At 38.2% G+C, this 18,484-nt stretch carries 17 protein-coding genes; 14 read left to right on the top strand and 3 right to left on the bottom strand.

What is annotated here, in order from left to right; translation table 11 throughout:
* Positions 1–93: 93 nt before the first annotated feature.
* Positions 94–1,254 carry a thioredoxin family protein gene (locus DBR39_RS13030; protein ID WP_124533737.1) on the bottom strand — a complete coding sequence of 387 codons (1,161 nt, stop codon included), beginning with the start codon at positions 1,252–1,254 and terminating at the stop codon, positions 94–96.
* Between the two features lie 303 nt (positions 1,255–1,557).
* On the opposite strand from DBR39_RS13030, the gene DBR39_RS13025 reads away from it, so the two are divergent.
* Positions 1,558–3,186, top strand: a complete 1,629-nt coding sequence (locus DBR39_RS13025; RefSeq protein ID WP_185147182.1) for an AraC family transcriptional regulator — start codon at positions 1,558–1,560, stop codon at positions 3,184–3,186.
* A 333-nt stretch (positions 3,187–3,519) separates the two neighbouring features.
* Here the strand turns inward: DBR39_RS13025 and DBR39_RS13020 are convergent, their stop codons facing one another.
* Together DBR39_RS13020 and pruA are read right to left on the bottom strand one after the other, a co-directional pair.
* The gene (locus DBR39_RS13020) at positions 3,520–3,729 is read right to left on the bottom strand and encodes a hypothetical protein (protein ID WP_103232565.1); all 210 of its coding nucleotides are present in this window, start codon (positions 3,727–3,729) and stop codon (positions 3,520–3,522) included.
* Between the two features lie 817 nt (positions 3,730–4,546).
* Positions 4,547–6,172 (bottom strand): L-glutamate gamma-semialdehyde dehydrogenase, encoded by a 1,626-nt coding sequence (gene pruA, locus DBR39_RS13010; protein ID WP_124533731.1) that lies wholly within the window; start codon positions 6,170–6,172, stop codon positions 4,547–4,549.
* A gap of 408 nt (positions 6,173–6,580) precedes the next feature.
* Between pruA and DBR39_RS13005 the strand changes: the two genes are divergently transcribed.
* From DBR39_RS13005 to DBR39_RS12945, 13 genes are all read left to right on the top strand, one after another.
* Positions 6,581–6,946, top strand: a complete 366-nt coding sequence (locus tag DBR39_RS13005; RefSeq protein WP_124533729.1) for a hypothetical protein — start codon at positions 6,581–6,583, stop codon at positions 6,944–6,946.
* A 154-nt stretch (positions 6,947–7,100) separates the two neighbouring features.
* Positions 7,101–7,403: an urease subunit gamma gene (ureA, locus tag DBR39_RS13000; protein ID WP_103232561.1), complete on the top strand. Its 303-nt coding sequence runs from the start codon at positions 7,101–7,103 to the stop codon at positions 7,401–7,403.
* A gap of 11 nt (positions 7,404–7,414) precedes the next feature.
* On the top strand, positions 7,415–7,783 hold the full coding sequence (gene ureB, locus DBR39_RS12995) for an urease subunit beta (protein ID WP_103232560.1): 369 nt from the start codon (positions 7,415–7,417) through the stop codon (positions 7,781–7,783).
* Position 7,784: 1 nt separating this feature from the next.
* Positions 7,785–9,506 carry an urease subunit alpha gene (gene ureC, locus DBR39_RS12990; protein ID WP_103232559.1) on the top strand — a complete coding sequence of 574 codons (1,722 nt, stop codon included), beginning with the start codon at positions 7,785–7,787 and terminating at the stop codon, positions 9,504–9,506.
* Between the two features lie 105 nt (positions 9,507–9,611).
* Entirely contained in the window at positions 9,612–10,259 is a 648-nt protein-coding gene (locus DBR39_RS12985; RefSeq protein ID WP_124533727.1) for a hypothetical protein, read from the top strand.
* Positions 10,249–10,758 (top strand): urease accessory protein UreE, encoded by a 510-nt coding sequence (gene ureE, locus DBR39_RS12980; protein ID WP_124533725.1) that lies wholly within the window; start codon positions 10,249–10,251, stop codon positions 10,756–10,758. Before DBR39_RS12985 ends, ureE begins: the two co-directional genes overlap by 11 nt.
* Position 10,759: 1 nt before the next feature.
* Positions 10,760–11,449 carry an urease accessory protein UreF gene (locus tag DBR39_RS12975; RefSeq protein WP_124533723.1) on the top strand — a complete coding sequence of 230 codons (690 nt, stop codon included), beginning with the start codon at positions 10,760–10,762 and terminating at the stop codon, positions 11,447–11,449.
* A 201-nt stretch (positions 11,450–11,650) separates the two neighbouring features.
* The gene (gene ureG / locus DBR39_RS12970) at positions 11,651–12,289 is read left to right on the top strand and encodes an urease accessory protein UreG (protein ID WP_103290289.1); all 639 of its coding nucleotides are present in this window, start codon (positions 11,651–11,653) and stop codon (positions 12,287–12,289) included.
* Positions 12,290–13,078 (top strand): urease accessory protein UreD, encoded by a 789-nt coding sequence (locus tag DBR39_RS12965; protein ID WP_124533721.1) that lies wholly within the window; start codon positions 12,290–12,292, stop codon positions 13,076–13,078.
* 65 nt (positions 13,079–13,143) lie between these two features.
* Positions 13,144–13,845: a hypothetical protein gene (locus DBR39_RS12960; RefSeq protein ID WP_124533719.1), complete on the top strand. Its 702-nt coding sequence runs from the start codon at positions 13,144–13,146 to the stop codon at positions 13,843–13,845.
* Positions 13,846–14,063: 218 nt separating this feature from the next.
* Positions 14,064–14,951, top strand: a complete 888-nt coding sequence (locus DBR39_RS12955) for an urea transporter (RefSeq protein WP_124533717.1) — start codon at positions 14,064–14,066, stop codon at positions 14,949–14,951.
* 211 nt (positions 14,952–15,162) lie between these two features.
* Positions 15,163–17,409: a TonB-dependent receptor gene (locus DBR39_RS12950; RefSeq protein ID WP_124533715.1), complete on the top strand. Its 2,247-nt coding sequence runs from the start codon at positions 15,163–15,165 to the stop codon at positions 17,407–17,409.
* Between the two features lie 174 nt (positions 17,410–17,583).
* Entirely contained in the window at positions 17,584–18,474 is an 891-nt protein-coding gene (locus tag DBR39_RS12945; protein ID WP_124533713.1) for a helix-turn-helix domain-containing protein, read from the top strand.
* Positions 18,475–18,484 lie beyond the last annotated feature (10 nt).

Raw genomic sequence — 18,484 nt, 5'->3', positions numbered from 1 at the left:
AAATTCAAAGAATTTTTGACCGGGTGGTTCAATAACACAATAAAAACCCCGCAGAACTGAAGTTCTGCGGGGTTTTTTATGATGTATTACTTATTAAAGACTTTTCAATAATTTTTCTGTATCAGAAGAATCCTGTCCGGTACTCTTTGCAAGCTCAATAGACTTTTCAGCCCACATTTTTGCATTTTTCTTATCTCCAACCTTATTGTAAAGATTAGCTAAAGTATCTGTATTGGCAAAGTTCTGGTCTTTCTTCACAGATTCCTGTGCCCAGCTGATTGCTTTTTCAAGAGATGTTTTATTGCTTACATTTTCAAAGAAGTTCCATGCAAGAGAATTCAATTCTTCAGAACCTGCTGCAGAATAATCTTTGTAAAGGTCAAGAATTAATTTTTCATACTCAGGAATATCTTTATTCTTTAAAGCTCTGTTGGCTTTCATCCTTTTTAAGATCTTGTCCGCCTCTTCTTTGCTCAGGAATTTCTGAGTTTCAGCCATAAAATAGCTGTCATTCCACGTTTTGGTATCTGCGTTATATGCTTTTTTGGAAACGGTATTCAGTTTGATGTTTTTGTCGAACTTTTCATACTTATCTTCTGGGAAGAATTTAACGATATCTGCTTTTTTATCCTGGAAAATCTTGTACAAAGGGCTGTCTGTAGTCTGAACTCCCGAAAGAAGCATTTGAATATCTTCCTGGTCTAAGCCTGCTTTCTGCTGAAAATAACGGTTAAGTACTTTACCGGCAAACTCAGCATCATTATACATGGTAAGCCCTGCAAGATTCTTTAAAAACTCAGGATCTTTTTCTCCCTTTTCAAACTGCTGCTTCAAAGAAGTCAGTCTTTTGTTCGGATCTTCAGCATCCTTCGCAAACTGGATAAAGTCTTTCTCTTCAACATATCCTAGCGTTCTGTGTACAGCTTCACCATTTCCATCAATGAACAGGTAAGTAGGGAATGCTTTTACATTATATTTTTTTGCCAGTTCAATTCCTTCTCCTTTTTCCATGTCAATTTTAGCATTGATAAAGTGAGAATTATAATAATCACCTACAGCCTGAAGTGGGAAAATGTTTTTCACCATCAGTTTACAAGGTCCACACCATGAGGCATATGCATCTATAAAGACCAGCTTTTTTTCTTTTTTTGCTTTGGCCAGGATAGTGGCAAATTTGCCTTCTTCAAATTTAATTCCCTGCGCCCATACAAGGGCTCCTATAAAGATGGAGGAAAGTATAGCTATTTTTTTCATAAAAACTTTTTATTCCATGCAAATGTAATAAATATGATGACACATAAGCCGTCCATATTGAAAATAATTATACAGGAACCTTAGTTTTAAAGCAGACATCAGCTTATATGAAAGATAATCATCTATTGTTTTAGTATAATTATTAAAATTAATGTAAAATGCTGTTTTGGGTTAAATGATTAAATTTCAATATTATATTTTAATAAAAAATAAAATATCACTAGTTTTGTAAAAAACAAAAAGACACCCCCTGTGAAAGTAATGATGAATTATTATAAAATAAAAATAATAATTTGTTTTTTTATGTCTAAAAATCTTCTGAAATTTTTGTTTTTGCTGGCAACAGCTGTCCCCATATTCGCTCAGAAAAAAAATAACTTTGATCTTATCTGTGAAAGAACTTCTTCTGTTACAGCTTATAAGGATTTACCCAAAGCGATCAAAACTGCAGATTCTCTTTATTTGTCGGCACAAACGCCTTCAGAGAAAATAAGATGCCTTGTTCTTTCTTCGGAACTTTATCATCATGCAGGTGAGCTTAAAAAAGCAATATGCTATAGTGAAAATGCCCATTCTGTCATCAATCAGGTTAATGATCCGGAATGGATGGCTGTGGTAACCCGATTACTTGCCAGACAATATAGACAGGTAGGGTTATACGAAAGGTCCAAAAAATACATTGTAAAAGGGCTGGAAGCATCAGGGAAGATCTCTGATTTTCAGAAAAGTAATGAGGCAGCAGGATTATTGAATCAGGAAATGGCCTTCTATGAAATGGAATTGGGCAATTATTCAAATGCAATACGATACATTGAGTCATCCCTGAAATATTTTGAAAAAATAGACAGCCGTTATGAGGATAGAACGGCAGCGGCTTCTTATCAGGTGTTGGGAGATGTGTATTTTAAACTTAATGAATATTCTGTTTCAGAAAATTATTATAGAAAAGCTGAAGGATTGCTTAAAGATGGCAGCTGCACATTGGGATTGGTCTATAATGGACTGGGAGGTATCCGTTTGAAACAAAAGAACTGGAAGGATGCCGAATTATACCTTAAAAAAGCTGAAAAAATTGCAGATACATCCAGAAGTCTTAAGCTTAAAAAAGCAGTATACTCTAATATTAATGATTACTATGAAGGAACGGGGGATAATTTCAAAGCGTCTTTATATGCGGTAAAATATGTAAGGATGTACGACAGCATTGCTGCCCGTAACCAAAGTTTCACCATGAGAGGTCCTGAGATTTCTAAAGGGAAGATTAATAAAAAGAACGGACAGATGAATTTGGTGAAGAATGTTGCTATTATTGTCCTGTTTATATCGTTGGTTGGCTTACTTATTTTCTTCAGAACACAGCAGAAAAAACAGCGTTCAAAACTTAGAAATATCATAAGAACTCAGTTGAATATGATCAGTAAAAGGAACAGTCACCCTTTAAAACAATCCGGTGGTTCTGAGTTTTCTAATATATCCGTGGAAGAAATTGATGAAAAAGACTCTGAAACAGACCGAAAACGAAATGATTCACTGATGACCTCCGAAACAGAATCAAAACTGCTCGAATTGCTGGAAGAATTTGAGAAAGGAAAGCTGTATAACAATAAAGGAATGTCCCTGTCTTTTCTTGCTGGCGAACTGAATACCAATACAAAATATCTGTCTTATGTCATTAATCAGCATAAAAGTGCTGACTTTAAAACGTATATCAACCGCTTAAGGATCAACTATATTGTAGACAAAATGATCAATGATGAGAAGTACAGACAGTATAAAATAAGCATCCTTGCTGATGAATGCGGCTTCTCTTCACACAGTAAGTTTGCCGCAGTCTTCAAAGCGGTTACAGACCATTCTCCCTCCGCTTATATTAAATATATTGATGCTGAAAATCAATCAGATAAAAATGTTCATTTTCCCGAAAATGATTAAAAAGAAGTGTTTTTTTTAATTCTATCTTACCATTTTCATGAAAATGAACAACCTATTGTTTTATAGGAAAGCCTTGCTATCATATCTTTGCGGCAGCTTTATAAGGGATGAATACAAATACCACAACGGTTTAGCTCTTTTATTTTTGAAAGGATATTACATCTTCTGAAATAAAAGAGTGGTAACACAAACTTCAATTCCCATTTTTAACTTCTAACGAAATATTCTGATTCAGAATATTAATCATATCTCATAATCGGGGTTGATTGCCCGGTTTTTTTTCAGTCAAGTTTTTTTAAGTGCAAATCCACAGAAGTCTGTGGATTTGTGATTTTATTTAACTTTTGTACTGTCGGTTTTTGTTTTTGAAGTATCAGAGGCTGCCGGTGAAGGGATTGAATTGGCCACAGCAGAATCACCCATTCTGTTTCTTAAAGAATCTTTGTTGTGAGCATCTTTATATTCCTCTCTTTTTTCTTTGTTTTGAGCACAACTTCCCAAGAAAAGAAGTCCAAGAACTGCTCCTATCCATATTTTTTTCATTGTAATACTATTTTAATGTTGATGTTAATCAAATATAATCATTTAATTAAAAGATTAAAAGATTAAAAGATTTTATTATCAAAATTCAATAGGTGGGCTTTAGCCCGGCCACTAAAAAAAACAGCACCTATCCACCGGCTTTAGCCCAAACTTAAAACTCAATAACGATATGTTCACCGAACTCTTTATCCTTCTATCTTCACAATAAAAAAATCTGCAGCGCTTTCATCTGCAGATTTTCCATTTTAAATTGAATGTATATTAATACTATTTGACGGGTGATGTCACCGTAGAATCCTTTTTCATCTTGATACTGTCAGGATTTGTCTTCTTTGCAGTTATGGTATCAGTGGTGGCAGGTGATGCGCTTTTTCGTGCATTATCTACCGTCGCTGAATCACGGCTGCTCGATGACATTGTCGATTCTTTGGTTCCACAGCTCACTGCGAATATTCCTATTCCAACGGCTGTTAGCAATAACTTTTTCATACTATTTTATTTTGGGGGGTGTAGTGATTAAAAATCAACAATTATTCCTAAGAGGGTATGGAAAGTCGTAAAGTATAGGTAAAGTTTGTTAAAAGATGTTAGGTAGGAGGTGGCAGGGATTAGGGGGAGAGTTTGAGGGTTAGAGGGTTTGGGAGTTAGAGTGGTTAAAATAACCTTTCTAATTACCACTAACCTTACATTTTAAACCTTGTATCCCGCGTCTCGTACCCCGAACTCATCCCACAAAAAAGCCCCGGAATTGAAATTCCGAGGCTGTATTGAAAGAACAGACAATCATTAGTTATTGCCTATTGCTCATTACTTATCATTATCCCAGGTATGGATATTTGTAGTTTTTTGGAGAAACGAATGTTTCTTTTACGCTTCTTACAGACGTCCATCTTAGAAGATTCATTTTAGAACCTGCTTTATCATTTGTTCCTGAAGCTCTACCACCACCGAAAGGCTGTTGTCCCACTACGGCACCTGTAGGCTTATCGTTGATGTAGAAGTTACCTGAAGCATTTTCTAACGCTTTAAAAGCCTCATTGATAGCATAACGGTCTTGAGAAAATACAGAACCTGTTAATGAATAAGGAGAAGTAGAATCTACAAGCTTCAGCGTTTCTTTCCAGTCCTGATCTTCATATACGTAGATCGATAAGATTGGGCCGAAGATCTCTTCTACCATACTTTCGTAGTGAGGATTTGTCGTTTCGATTACTGTTGGGTGTACGAACCATCCTTTAGAATCATCAACTTTTCCTCCGATCGCTACAGTAGCTTCACCTGAAGCATTTGCTCTGTCGATATATCCTTTACATTTTTCGAAAGAATTTTTGTCGATTACTGCATTTACGAAGTTAGAAGTATCTTCCGGAGAACCTACTTTGATGGTGCTCATCTGAGCTTCCATTACTTTTTTCACATCAGCCCAAAGAGACTTAGGTACGTAAGCTCTTGAAGCAGCAGAACATTTCTGTCCCTGGTATTCGAAAGAACCTCTTACCAATGCAGTCGCTACAGCTTCTACGTTAGCAGAAGGGTGAGCAATAACAAAGTCCTTACCACCTGTTTCTCCAACGATTCTTGGATACGTTCTGTAGTTATGGATATTATCACCGATCATTTTCCACATTCCCTGGAATACTTTTGTAGACCCAGTGAAGTGAAGACCTGCGAAATCACGGTGAGCCAATACTTTTTCAGCAGTTTCTTTTCCATCTGTAAAGATCATGTTGATAACCCCTGCAGGAAGACCTGCCTCTGTCAATACATCCATGATTACTTTTGCAGAATATACCTGCTTGTCAGAAGGCTTCCAAACCACTACGTTTCCTAACATGGCCATACAAGTCGGAAGGTTCCCTGAAATTGCTGTAAAGTTGAACGGAGTTACTGCAAAACAGAATCCTTCTAATGGTCTGTACTCTACACGGTTCCAGATTCCATTGTCAGAAACTGGCTGTTCCGAATACATTTCTGTCATGAATTCTACGTTGAATCTTAAGAAGTCGATGAACTCACAAGCAGCGTCAATTTCAGCCTGGTGTACATTTTTAGACTGTCCGATCATCGTTGCAGCGTTGATCACATCTCTGTAAGGTCCAGCCAAAAGATCAGCTGCCTTTAAGAAAATTGCTGCACGTTGTTCCCAGCCTAGTTCATTCCAATCGTTTTTAGCTGCCAATGCCGCGTTGATAGCGTCATCCACATGCTGCATACCACCTTGGTAGTAGAATCCGAAGTCATGAGCATGATCCTGTGGAGACTGAAGCTGTACTTTTGTATCAGTTTTTACTTCTTTTCCATTGATAATCATTGGGATTTCTACCTTTTCAGCCCACATTTTTTTATAAGTGTCGATAAGGCTCTTAACTTCTGGAGATCCCGGTTCATATGAATTTACCGGCTCGTTTACCGCTAATGGTACTTGCGAAATTGCTTTTGACATATTACGTTTTATTATTTTATTAAATTAAATAAGATGTGTATACAAATTTACGATAATTATAAGGAAAGAAAAAAATACCACCTGATTTTATGGAATAAACTTTATTCTTCAATAATCATTAATAAATAGTGGTTTTTTAACATCTGCTATTGAGAATAGAAGATGTATTTATTCGATATTTTAAATAGAAGGAGAAAATGAAGTGAATGATCTTAATCATAAGAATAGAAACAACAAAATATTTGTCATAGTTCACAAATGATGTTTAAGTGTTGTAAATGAGTTGGTTATGGCTAAATGTTAAAAATGTATAAAATTGCATTTGTTGCGATTTTGAACATTTTAAATAATTTTTTTGATAGCCGGAGTTTTAAGATTGTTCTAATTTTACACCATTATTAATCAGGTATGAAAAAAAGAGTCTTATTTTTCTCTTTTGTCTTATTTTTCTCAGCGTTGTGTGCAGGTCTTTTTGCACATAAAGGGAAAACTCAATCCTATCCTGATCTCCTTTCAAAAATACATCTCCTTCAACAGAAATCCGATCAGCAGACTCAGCCTGAAATGTATAGTTTCACAGATGCTCAGGATGTACAGGATTCCAATGACTGGGAGAAAGTAAAATTTGATTATTCAGTACTTGCACAGCAATGGTTACACTATTTCTTTGCAGGCTATACTTATAATACACAGGTTGCGGCTGTTCAAAACCGTATTTATTTTACAGCACCAAGATACATCCTGTATCATTCTCTGCAGATAGCAGGCTGCTAATCCCTTTTTGAGATTTTAATGATCCGTTATGGTTTGTATTCATGTAAATACAGATCCGTAATAATCATTCCCCATTTTACATTTTTGAACATTTCTATTTGCCTTACAGAAAGGTGAACAGGATAGTGTTTGTCCAACTTTAAATAAAAATATTATGCACTTAACACCGAGAGAAACGGAGAAGCTTATGCTATTTCTGGCAGGCGAACTCGCTCTAAAAAGAAAGGCAAGAGGCCTTAAATTAAACTACCCGGAATCAATAGCACTCATCAGTCACTTTTTGCTGGAAGGAGCAAGAGATGGAAAAAAAGTAGCTGAATTGATGCAGGAAGGCGCTCACCTTCTTACCAAAGATGATGTGATGCCTGGCGTTTCAGAAATGATCCATGACGTTCAGATTGAAGCCACTTTCCCGGATGGGACTAAGCTGGTAACCGTACACAATCCAATCCGCTAATACTATTGATGATGATACCAGGAGAAATTTTTGTAAAAGAAGGTACAATTATCTGCAATGAAGGCAGAGAAACTGTAAAAATAAAAGTAACCAATACAGGAGACCGTCCTATTCAGGTAGGTTCACACTTCCATTTTTTCGAAGTCAATAAGGCCATGAGCTTTGATCGCGAAAAAGCTTTCGGAAAGAGACTGAATATTGTAGCAAGTACTGCAGTACGTTTCGAGCCGGGGGAAGAAAAAGAAGTGGAATTGGTAGAAATAGGAGGAAACAAAAAAGCAATGGGCTTCAACAACCTTGTCGACGGACAGGTAGATTCTGAAGAGCAGAAAAAAGCAAGCCTTGCAAAAGTTGAAGAGTTAAACTTTAAAAATCACTAAGATGAGCTTAAACGTAGACAGAAAACAATACGCCAATATATTAGGTCCAACAGCCGGAGACAAAATCAGACTGGGAGACACTGAAATTATCATTGAAATTGAAAAAGATTTCACCCATTACGGAGACGAAGCCGTTTTCGGAGGAGGAAAAACCGTACGTGACGGGATGGGCCAGAATGTGACGGCCAAAAGAGATGAAGGTGTTTTGGACCTTTGTATCACAGGAGCAGTAATCATCGACCACTGGGGAATTGTAAAAGGTGATATCGGAATCAAAGACGGAAAGATCGTAGGAATCGGAAAAGCAGGGAACCCTGATACCATGGATGGGGTAAGTCCTAATATGATCATTGGAGCTTCAACTGAAGTTCACGGTGGAAAAGGATATATCGTAACAGCCGGAGGTATTGATACCCACATTCACTATATCTGTCCTCAGCAGATCGAAACATCTCTGTACAGCGGAATTACAACAATGATCGGTGGCGGTACAGGTCCTAATGACGGAACCAATGCTACAACTGTTACTCCGGGAAAATTCAACATGCAGAAAATGCTTGAGGCAGCAGAAGAATATCCGATGAACCTTGGTTTCTTCGGAAAAGGAAACTGCTCAGCAGAAGAGCCTATCGAAGAACAGGTGGAAGCAGGGGCTTTAGGAGTAAAAATCCATGAAGACTGGGGAGCAACTCCTGCAACGATTGATGCTGCGCTGAAAGTAGCTGATAAATATGACGTTCAGGTTGCCATCCACACAGATACTTTGAATGAAGGAGGATTTCTTGAAGATACCATGAGAGCGATCAACGGAAGAGTAATCCACACTTTCCATACGGAAGGAGCAGGAGGAGGCCACGCACCGGATATCATTAAAGCTGCCATGTATCCAAACGTATTGCCGGCTTCTACAAACCCTACACGTCCTTACACGGTTAATACAATCGATGAACATTTGGATATGCTGATGGTATGCCACCATTTGAGTAAAAATATCCCTGAAGATGTAGCGTTCGCAGACTCACGTATCCGTCCTGAAACCATTGCAGCAGAAGATATTCTTCATGACATGGGAGTTTTCAGCATTATGAGTTCAGACTCTCAGGCAATGGGAAGACCGGGAGAGGTGATCACAAGAACATGGCAGACGGCAAGCAAAATGAAGGAGCAGAGAGGAGCTTTGGAAGAAGATCAGAATGCAGAAAACGATAACTACCGCGCTAAAAGATATGTAGCCAAATATACAATCAACCCGGCGATTGCTCACGGTATTTCAGAATATGTAGGATCCATTGAAGAAGGAAAATTAGCAGATTTGGTGATCTGGAAGCCTGCATTATTTGGAGCAAAGCCGGAAATGATTGTCAAAGGAGGGTTTGTAATCGCTGCTAAAATGGGAGATCCGAATGCGTCTATTCCAACACCTCAGCCGATTATTTACAGAAATATGTTCGGAGCTCATGGGAAAGCCAAATTTGGTATTTGTGCCAACTTTGTTTCACAGATCTCTATCGATAACGGAACAATTGCTTCTTACAAATTGGAGAAAATGATTCTTCCGGTGAAAAACTGTAGAAATATTTCAAAAGCAGATCTTATTCATAATGATAAGACTCCTCTAATTGAAGTGAATGCTGAAAACTATAAAGTAACAGTAGATGGTGAATACATCACTTGTGAACCGGCAGAAACACTTCCTTTAACACAATTGTATTTCTTATTCTAAGATAAATCTTACCAACCTTATAGGTTTCAAAAACCTATAAGGTTTATTTAAAAATTGAAAGGTTTATTCAAAACAATTTAACACAATTATAGAATTAAGTTTAGAATGAAATATTTAAATAAAACAGTTTTTTCTTTTGCCATAGCCGGAATATCTATGCTTTCAGGGAATGTAAACGCTCAGTTTTTAGGAGGACACCGACTGAAAAGTGATGAAGAAGGACCCAAAGGACAGTTTATGGTGTATGGTTCTTTAGACTATTCTAAAATCACAACACCGTCAAGCAGCAGCAGTACTGTTTCAAGTGCACCGCTGGGAGTGGGATACTTCATCAACAATAATGATCTTATTGGAGTCAATTATGCATACTCACAGAATACGGTTGATCACAATGTCGTCTACAAACAAAATGAAGCCGGTATCTGGTACAGCCCCTCATTAATGCTTGGGAAATACTTTGTATTGATTGGGCAGGTGGATGCCCATTATGTTTGGGGACAACAGCTGTCAACGGCGGCTGATGCAATGCAGAACTTTAACGGATTCCGTCTTCGTGCCTATCCTCTGATCGGAATTTTATTAGGCGGAGGCTGGGCTCTGAAATTCAAATTTGCTGAACTTTCAATGCTTCAGACCAAAACAAAAGAAGAAGGTTGGACGAAAAGCTATGTAGCAGGAATCAGTGGTTCAACATTCGGAGTGGGTATTTCCAAAAACTTAGACTTCAGAAAAAAATCCAAAAATGATAATTAATCAAATCATAGGCAATCTAACCGAAAATCCTACAGGGAAAACCATAGATTTTCTTGATCTGGAATGGTTTGAGACCACCAAAAGAATCCAGCGTAAAAAGACCAGACAGGGAACTGATGTTGCGACCAAGTTTCTTAGAGAAGGTCAGCGTTTGCGTGAAGGAGATATTCTTTTTGAGGATGCCGAAAAAATAATCGCGGTCAATGTTCTGGAAACAGAAGCTATCGTGATGTCACCCGCTTCATTGTTGGAAATGGGTACCGTGTGCTATGAAATAGGAAACAAACATATTCCGCTTTTTATTCAGGAGGATAAAGTATTGCTTCCTTTTGAAATGCCTATGTTCAGATGGTTGGAAGCAAGCGGTTTCAAACCGGAAAAACAATCCGTAAAACTGCTGAATCTTCTTAAATCTAACGTAGAGCCTCACGGACACGGAAGCCTTGGCTCCACAATTTTTACAAAAATCTTAAAAATGGCCGCTCCGAAAGATGAATAATATGAATATAAACTTTCTGTCAGGACTCCTTCATCTCTCTGACCCTACGCTTCCCATAGGGGGCTACAGCCACTCCAACGGACTGGAAACCTATGTACAGGAAAGAATCGTGCATAATCTGGCAACAGCAAAAGAATTTGTTCAGAATATGCTGGAGTACAACCTTAAATTCAATGACGGAGCTTTTGTTAAAATGGCTTATCAAGCTGCTGAAAATGGCGATTTACAACAACTATTGGATTTAGATAACGAATGTAATGCCATAAAATGTCCGAAAGAAATCCGTCAGGCCAGCCAGAAATTAGGCCTCAGACTGATCAAGATCTTCAAAAGAAGAGAAAGTTCCCCTTTGATGGAGGATTTTGAAAAAGCAGTTCAGCATAAAGAAGCCAATTCTCATTACTGTATTGTTTTTGGGGTGTATGCTTATTTAATGAAGATCCCTTTGTATGAAGCACTTCTGGGATTTTATTATACCTCAGTTGCAGGGATGATCACCAATGCCGTGAAGTTGGTCCCTCTTGGACAACTGGATGGACAGGATATCTTGTTTTCCCTCTATCCTGTTATGGAAAAAGCAGTTGTAGAAACGATAGAACTGGACAGAGATATGGTTGGACTTTGTAATACCGCTTTTGATATAAGGTGTATGCAGCATGAGAGGCTTTATTCAAGGCTTTACATGTCGTAAGGAAAAAATAAAAAGATAAAAGGGAGGAAAGGCAAAATGATAAAGGAAGACTGGAAAGCTAAGAAAATGAAGAGATTTAGGCCTCAATGAACGGGATGTTTCTTAGCCGAATGAAATGCCTTTGCATCCCTTACAATATTCTCAATTAATAAAAAAAACAGCGCCTATCGCGCTAAAAAAATAAAGTAAAATTTAAATACAATGGAAAATAGAAAATATATAAAAGTAGGAGTTGCAGGACCGGTAGGTTCAGGAAAAACTGCATTATTGGAACGTTTAAGCAGAAAATTATTCGGTAAATATGATCTCGGAGTGATTACCAATGATATTTATACCAAAGAAGACGCTGAATTTATGGCTAAAAACAGTCTTCTTCCTCATGACAGAATTATTGGAGTAGAAACGGGGGGCTGTCCTCACACCGCAATCCGTGAAGATGCAAGTATGAACCTTGAAGCGGTAGATGAGCTTGCAGCACGCTTCCCGGACATCGAACTGGTTCTTATTGAGAGTGGAGGGGATAACCTTTCAGCGACTTTCAGTCCGGACCTGGCAGACGTTACCATCTTCATTATCGATGTTGCAGAAGGAGAAAAAATCCCCAGAAAAGGAGGTCCTGGTATTACAAGATCAGACTTATTGATCATCAATAAAATTGACCTTGCACCGCATGTAGGAGCCAGTCTTGAAGTGATGGAAAATGATGCCAGAAGAATGAGAAAAGGAAATCCTTTTGTCTTTACCAATCTTAAAACGGATGAGGGACTGGATAAGGTAATCGGATGGATCAAAAAATATGCTCTTTTAGAAGAAATTGAAGAACCGAACTTAGTAAGATAGATGGATAGTCGTTTAAGTATTATTGCAGGATTCAAGGGAGGAGAATCCTATGTGAAAGACCTTTATGTCTCACTTCCTTTCAGAGTAGTTTCTGTAGGGCAGCGAAAAAGTGACAAAAAGCTCTATCAGATGGTGATGAGCTCCTCTCCGGGAATTCTGGATGGAGACCACTATCATCTGGACGTTGCTCTCGAAAAAGGATCTGCACTTCAACTGCAGTCACAATCGTATCAGAGGCTTTTCAACATGAAAGATAAGGCACTTCAGGAGCTTAATGTAAAGATGGAGGATGAAACGTCTTTTGCCTATGTTCCGCATCCTATCGTTCCACATGAAGACTCCAATTTTAAAAGTAAAGCAAATATTCATATTGGGAAAAACAGCCAGATCATCATCAGTGAGATTATTACCTGTGGGAGAAAACATTATGGAGAAGTTTTTAAGCTGAAGCGTTTCCAGAATGTAATGGAAATCTATCATAACAATAAACTTGTAGTGAAGGATAATGTTCTGATTCAGCCTGATATGATTCCGATCAGCAGTATTGGAAATCTGGAACAGTATACCCATCAGGGAACCCTGATCTTCTACAGCACAAAGGAAAATGTAGATAAGAATGGCTTGATTGAAGAGATTGTTGAGGCTGCAGCACAACATCATGAAGAAATGGAAGTAGGCGTTTCTGCAATGGAAGACAACGGTTTTGTAGTAAGAGCTTTAGGGCATGGAGGGGAAATGATGTACAACTTCTTCCTGTATATTCAGGAAATTCTTTGGTCTTTAGAATAAAAAGGGAGCCTTGTCAAGGTTCTAAACCTTGACAAGGCTCCCAGGTAAAAAAATTAAATTAAAAAATGGATAGTACACTTTGGGCGCTTCTTTTGAGTGCCATTTCAATAAGTTTTATACATACCGCTTCAGGGCCGGATCATTATCTGCCATTCATCGTACTCTCAAAATCAAAAAAGTGGAGCGGAATGAAAACAGCCATATTAACAGTGGTCTGCGGATTTGGGCATGTTTTCAGTTCTCTGATCTTAGGTTTTATAGGAGTTTTCCTTGGATGGCAGCTGAATAAGATCTCCTGGTTTCAGGATATCAGAGGGAATTTCTCAGGATGGGCATTGCTGATCTTTGGGGGAGTTTATTTGATATATGGTCTTATTCAGGCGATCAGGAACAAACCTCATAAGCATTTTGATGTGATGGGTGATGATGTTTATGTATACGAGCATAATCACACTGAAGTAGTAATGCCTCAAAAAAGAATAAAAGTGACTCCGCTTGTACTTTTCATGATTTTCGTAATGGGACCGAGCGAACCTCTGATTCCTTTATTATTCTATTCGGGAGTGAAACACTCAATGTCTGAAATTGCTGTACTGGTGACTTCTTTCACAATAACTACCGTGCTGACAATGCTTGGAATGGTACTTTTGGGACGGTACGGTTACTCCACCTTATTCAATACTGAAAAACTGGAAAGATATATGGGCGTGGTAAGTGGAGCAGTGGTAACGGTTTGCGGAGTTGGGATGGTCTTTCTTGGATGGTAATGTGATGCGGGTTGAAAGTTTCGGGTTTGAGAATCGGAGAGTGGGAGTGACAGCGTTTAAGATTTAAGGTTGTTACATCTTTCCTTGATGATCGATAATTCACCATTTCTTAGCGTAGCAAAATAGACTCTTGATATTTAAGCCTAAAATGTCTCTCATCTATCATCTTTACATCTTTTATCTCAATATCTACAATCATTAATACAATTAAAAAAACTATGAACGAATTTTTCAAAAAAATCCCTTTTTTAGATACTATTTTAAAAGGAATCGGGCAGATTATGCTCCAGGAAAACAGATGGACGGGGCTTTTGTTTCTGATAGGCATTTTTATGGGGAGCTGGCAGTGTGGGGTAGGAGTATTGCTTTCAACGGCAGCCGGAACTTTCACGGCGATGAAGCTTAGATACAATAAATCTGAAATCAATGCCGGGTTGTATGGTTTCAGTGCAGCTCTTGTAGGTGTAGCGTTATCTTTTCTATTCGAAACCACATTATTGATCTGGGTTCTTATTGTACTGGGGGGAGCATTAGCTGCTGTTATTCAACATTTTTTTATTCAAAAGAAAATTCCGGTCTTCACTTTTCCTTTTATCATCATTACATGGGTGTTGGTATTTACACTTCATCATTTTACTCATATTCCACCATCTGCGATGCTGAGCAGTGAAGTGGTTCCTACGCAATATGACGATTTGCTTTCCTGTACCAATGGTTTTGGTGAAGTAATATTTCAGGGTGGTGTACTTTCAGGAATGATTTTCTTTCTTGCTGTTTTTATCAGCTCCCCGATAGCTGCTTTATACGGATTGGCAGCCTCTATTCTTGGGGCGGGATTATCACAGTTGAATGGAGAACCTGTTAAAGAAATCCACATGGGATTATTTGGATTTAATGCAGTGCTTTCGGCAATTGCATTCTCAGGAGTTAAGAAAACAGATGGGTTATGGGTACTTATTGCTGTTTTGTTAACCATTGTGATTGATGATCTTTTAATAGATAACCATTGTCTGGATATCGTGGGTGGAGTATTTACATTCCCATTCGTAGCCGGAACATGGATTACTCTTTTAATTCAGAAGATATTTCTTAAAGCGAAAAACTAAGATTTTTAATAGGTTGGAGAATCGGAAGGTTTGAGAATGAGAGAGTGGAAAACTGTTTAAAGTATAAAGTTCAAGGCTCAAAGTTTGAAGCTCTTTCACAATAATTGTATTCACTTGCGAAGCAAAATTGACGATTAGAATCCAAGATCAGGTGTCTCTCATCTCTCCATCTATTATCTCTCCTCTAATTTCTAATTTAACAAAACAAAAAATGAAAATAACAAAAATAGCCGCAGCATTTCTAGTCATGGTATTCAGTAGAAAAATGATGGCGCAGGAAGCAGAAAAACAACTGCTGATAAAAGATGCCGATGACAAATTTCCGATCGCGGATGTTTTAGTAAAATATGACCACGGAAACAGCCATACCCACACAGGAACAGACGGCACATTTGCTATTCCTGTAAAATCTCTTCCTGATACTCTTGTGATCAGCCGCCAGGGATATGATGAGGTAAAATGGGTGGTCGCCAATGATGAAGATAAAAATAAAGTTATTTTTTTACAGCATAAGCCGTTTCAGATTTCTGAAGTAGCCATTAACCACAGTTCCTTTTTATCAGCCATTACCAAAGTAGATCTGAACAAATTTCCGGTAAGCTCAGCGCAGGATCTGTTGAGAAAAGTTCCCGGGTTGTTTATTGCACAACATGCCGGGGGAGGAAAGGCTGAACAGCTTTTCTTAAGAGGATTTGATGCCGATCACGGTACCGATGTAAGTGTGAATGTAGACGGAATGCCGGTAAATATTGTTTCTCATGCTCATGGTCAGGGATACTCGGACTTACACTTTGTCATTCCTGAAACCGTTAATAATATTGATTTCGGAAAAGGAGCCTATTATATGGATCGGGGAGATTTTAATACGGCAGGATATGTAGATTTTCAGACGTACAATGGGTTGAAAAACAGTATGATCAAACTGGAAGGGGGATCTTTTAATTCAAAAAGAGTACTGGGAATGTTCAATATTCTGCATGATGATCTCGGGAGAAAAAATGCCTATATAGCAGCAGAATACAACTATACAGACGGGCCTTTCGATGTAAAACAGAATTTCAACAGAGTCAATATCTTTGGGAAATACAATCAATGGCTTACCGATAAAGACTATTTTAATATCCAGTTTTCAACATTCAATTCTTCATGGAATGCTTCCGGGCAGATTCCAGAACGTGCTGTAGATGAAGGAATCATCGGAAGATGGGGAAGTATAGACCCTACAGAAGGTGGAAAAACATCCAGAACAAACCTGCAGATGAATTTTAAACATATCATTTCTCAATCCGAGCAGATCGATGCTATGGCTTTCTATTCAAAGTATAATTTCAATCTGTATTCCGATTTTACCTTTAATTTAAAAGATAAAGATCATGGCGATGAAATTCAGCAGACCGACGGAAGAAATATTTATGGAGCCGAAGTAAAATATACAAAGACTTTTTCCCTTGCCAACAGCTCTTTGAACTGGACTTCAGGAATAGGATTAAGAAACGATGACATTAATACTTTACAGCTGAACCATGTCTACCACAGAGATCTGCTGCTTGACAGATTATCAGATGTGACAGGAACGGAAACCAATCTTCATGCCTATTCAGGTTTGATCTGGAAAACCGGAAAATGGACCATCAATCCGGCTTTGAGAGTAGATCATTTTATCTTTAATATGCATAATCTTTTGGATGTGGAGCAATTGCCGTCCGGACAATCCAAAGAAGCGACAAGAGTGAGCCCCAAACTGAATTTCTCTTATGCCCAAAATGATAACGTGATGTGGTTCCTGAAAACAGGGATGGGCTTTCACTCCAATGACCTGAGAGTGGTGGTTCCTAATAAAAACGAAAATACCCTTCCATATTCTATTGGCGCTGATTTCGGGGTGAGATTACATCCGTTCAAATCGTTGATCATTACGCCAGCTTTATGGTATATGGATCTTCAGCAGGAGTTTGTATACGTTGGGGATGATGCTGTAGTAGAGCCTTCCGGAAAATCGAGACGTTTCGGAGCAGATCTTGGCGTTCGTTTCCAGCCATTAGAAAACTTTTATCTGAATGCAGATATCAATTATTCCCATGCTAGATTTGTGGAAGAAGAAAAAGGTCAGGACTATGTTCCGCTGGCGCCTGTAGTAACCAGTACAGGATCTGTAAACTGGGATTTCCTGAATGGCTTTTCTTTAGGACTTCAGTACCGATATCTTGGTGCAAGACCAGCAGTGGAAGATAACAGTATCAGAACCAAAGTTTACTTTGTGAATGATCTTATGCTTTCTTACAACCGTCAGAAGTGGGGAGCCAATATTCAGGTCAACAACCTTTTCAATGTACAATGGAATGAAGCCCAGTTTGCGACAGAAACCCAATTAAAAGGAGAGGCAGAACCTATCACAGATCTTACCTACACACCGGGAAGCCCTTTTGGAGTAAGAGTAGGGGTGTACTATAAGTTCTAAGTGGGAGATTGAGAGAGTAAAAGGGTGAGAGGGTTTGAGAGTATAAGGGTTTGAAAGAGGTGAGTGCGGGATACGAGGTCCTCTTTTGCAATTTTGCTTTTTCGCCCTTCTCAGCCGATTGAGTATTGAGTCTTAAAAATATTTTGTATAACTTTAAATAATCATAACAAGGATATGGAAGTTCTATCCAATTTTCAATATAAAAAGCTTTTTCTACCGAATATCACGGACAAGATATTAGCCAATAATGCTGATCTGCAGCTCTATCGGATAGAAAACTATCTTAAAGGGATTCTAATGCCGGTGATTCCGTACCGTACAACGTTTAATTTTATTATTTTCGTTACCAACGGCCATATCAGACAATATCTTGAAAATAAAGAATATCACGCAGAGAAAGGAGGGGTTATCTTTATAAAACAAGGCACCATTACAGCAACAGTCGAATTATCTGACGATATTGAAGGCTTTTTCCTTGCCTATGAAAATAATATACTGTCCGAACAGGAACTGCCTAAACATAAAAGCAGTATTTTTTTCATGACTCCCTTTCTGAATCTTGACAGCCTGACCTATGGTACCATTACACAGCTTCTCCCGATTATGGAGCAGGAATTATGGTTAAATAACCTCAATGTCAATGATGTAGTAGTCACTATGCTGCATCTTATTTTAATCAAGATTCTGAGTACAGATTCTGATACCCATCATAAATCTGCAACACGCCCCATGGAGCTGTCTCTTCAGTTTCGGGATCTTTTGTTTAAATATCACGTGGTGGAAAAACGGGTGGCATTTTATGCTGATAAACTCTCCGTGACAGAAAGTTATCTGAATAAATGTGTAAAAGGGGTAACTCAGAAGTCGCCAAAACAGTGGATCAATGAAATTGATATCAATTACAGCAAGGCATTACTGCATTCCAGTAAAGATATTGCGGAAATTGCTTATGAGCTGAATTTTCATACGGCCTCCCATTTTACGCAGCTTTTCAAAAAAATTGCAGGGATTACCCCGAAGGAATACAGAATTCAGTTTTTGAATAATAATAGAATATCTGTGTAGTGAGGCTGGA

Origin of the sequence: Chryseobacterium sp. KBW03 (assembly GCF_003852415.1) — a bacterium.
GTDB lineage: Bacteria > Bacteroidota > Bacteroidia > Flavobacteriales > Weeksellaceae > Chryseobacterium > Chryseobacterium viscerum.
This window is presented reverse-complemented; position numbering and strand designations above follow the sequence as displayed.

Excerpts from the sequence above, each read along its gene's own strand:
- DBR39_RS13030 (WP_124533737.1), bottom strand. The coding sequence starts at position 1,254 with ATGAAAAAAATAGCTATACTTTCCTCCATCTTTATAGGAGCCCTTGTA.
- DBR39_RS13025 (WP_185147182.1), top strand. The coding sequence starts at position 1,558 with ATGTCTAAAAATCTTCTGAAATTTTTGTTTTTGCTGGCAACAGCTGTC.
- DBR39_RS13020 (WP_103232565.1), bottom strand. The coding sequence starts at position 3,729 with ATGAAAAAAATATGGATAGGAGCAGTTCTTGGACTTCTTTTCTTGGGA.
- pruA (WP_124533731.1), bottom strand. The coding sequence starts at position 6,172 with ATGTCAAAAGCAATTTCGCAAGTACCATTAGCGGTAAACGAGCCGGTA.
- DBR39_RS13005 (WP_124533729.1), top strand. The coding sequence starts at position 6,581 with ATGAAAAAAAGAGTCTTATTTTTCTCTTTTGTCTTATTTTTCTCAGCG.
- ureA (WP_103232561.1), top strand. The coding sequence starts at position 7,101 with ATGCACTTAACACCGAGAGAAACGGAGAAGCTTATGCTATTTCTGGCA.
- ureB (WP_103232560.1), top strand. The coding sequence starts at position 7,415 with ATGATACCAGGAGAAATTTTTGTAAAAGAAGGTACAATTATCTGCAAT.
- ureC (WP_103232559.1), top strand. The coding sequence starts at position 7,785 with ATGAGCTTAAACGTAGACAGAAAACAATACGCCAATATATTAGGTCCA.
- DBR39_RS12985 (WP_124533727.1), top strand. The coding sequence starts at position 9,612 with ATGAAATATTTAAATAAAACAGTTTTTTCTTTTGCCATAGCCGGAATA.
- ureE (WP_124533725.1), top strand. The coding sequence starts at position 10,249 with ATGATAATTAATCAAATCATAGGCAATCTAACCGAAAATCCTACAGGG.
- DBR39_RS12975 (WP_124533723.1), top strand. The coding sequence starts at position 10,760 with ATGAATATAAACTTTCTGTCAGGACTCCTTCATCTCTCTGACCCTACG.
- ureG (WP_103290289.1), top strand. The coding sequence starts at position 11,651 with ATGGAAAATAGAAAATATATAAAAGTAGGAGTTGCAGGACCGGTAGGT.
- DBR39_RS12965 (WP_124533721.1), top strand. The coding sequence starts at position 12,290 with ATGGATAGTCGTTTAAGTATTATTGCAGGATTCAAGGGAGGAGAATCC.
- DBR39_RS12960 (WP_124533719.1), top strand. The coding sequence starts at position 13,144 with ATGGATAGTACACTTTGGGCGCTTCTTTTGAGTGCCATTTCAATAAGT.
- DBR39_RS12955 (WP_124533717.1), top strand. The coding sequence starts at position 14,064 with ATGAACGAATTTTTCAAAAAAATCCCTTTTTTAGATACTATTTTAAAA.
- DBR39_RS12950 (WP_124533715.1), top strand. The coding sequence starts at position 15,163 with ATGAAAATAACAAAAATAGCCGCAGCATTTCTAGTCATGGTATTCAGT.
- DBR39_RS12945 (WP_124533713.1), top strand. The coding sequence starts at position 17,584 with ATGGAAGTTCTATCCAATTTTCAATATAAAAAGCTTTTTCTACCGAAT.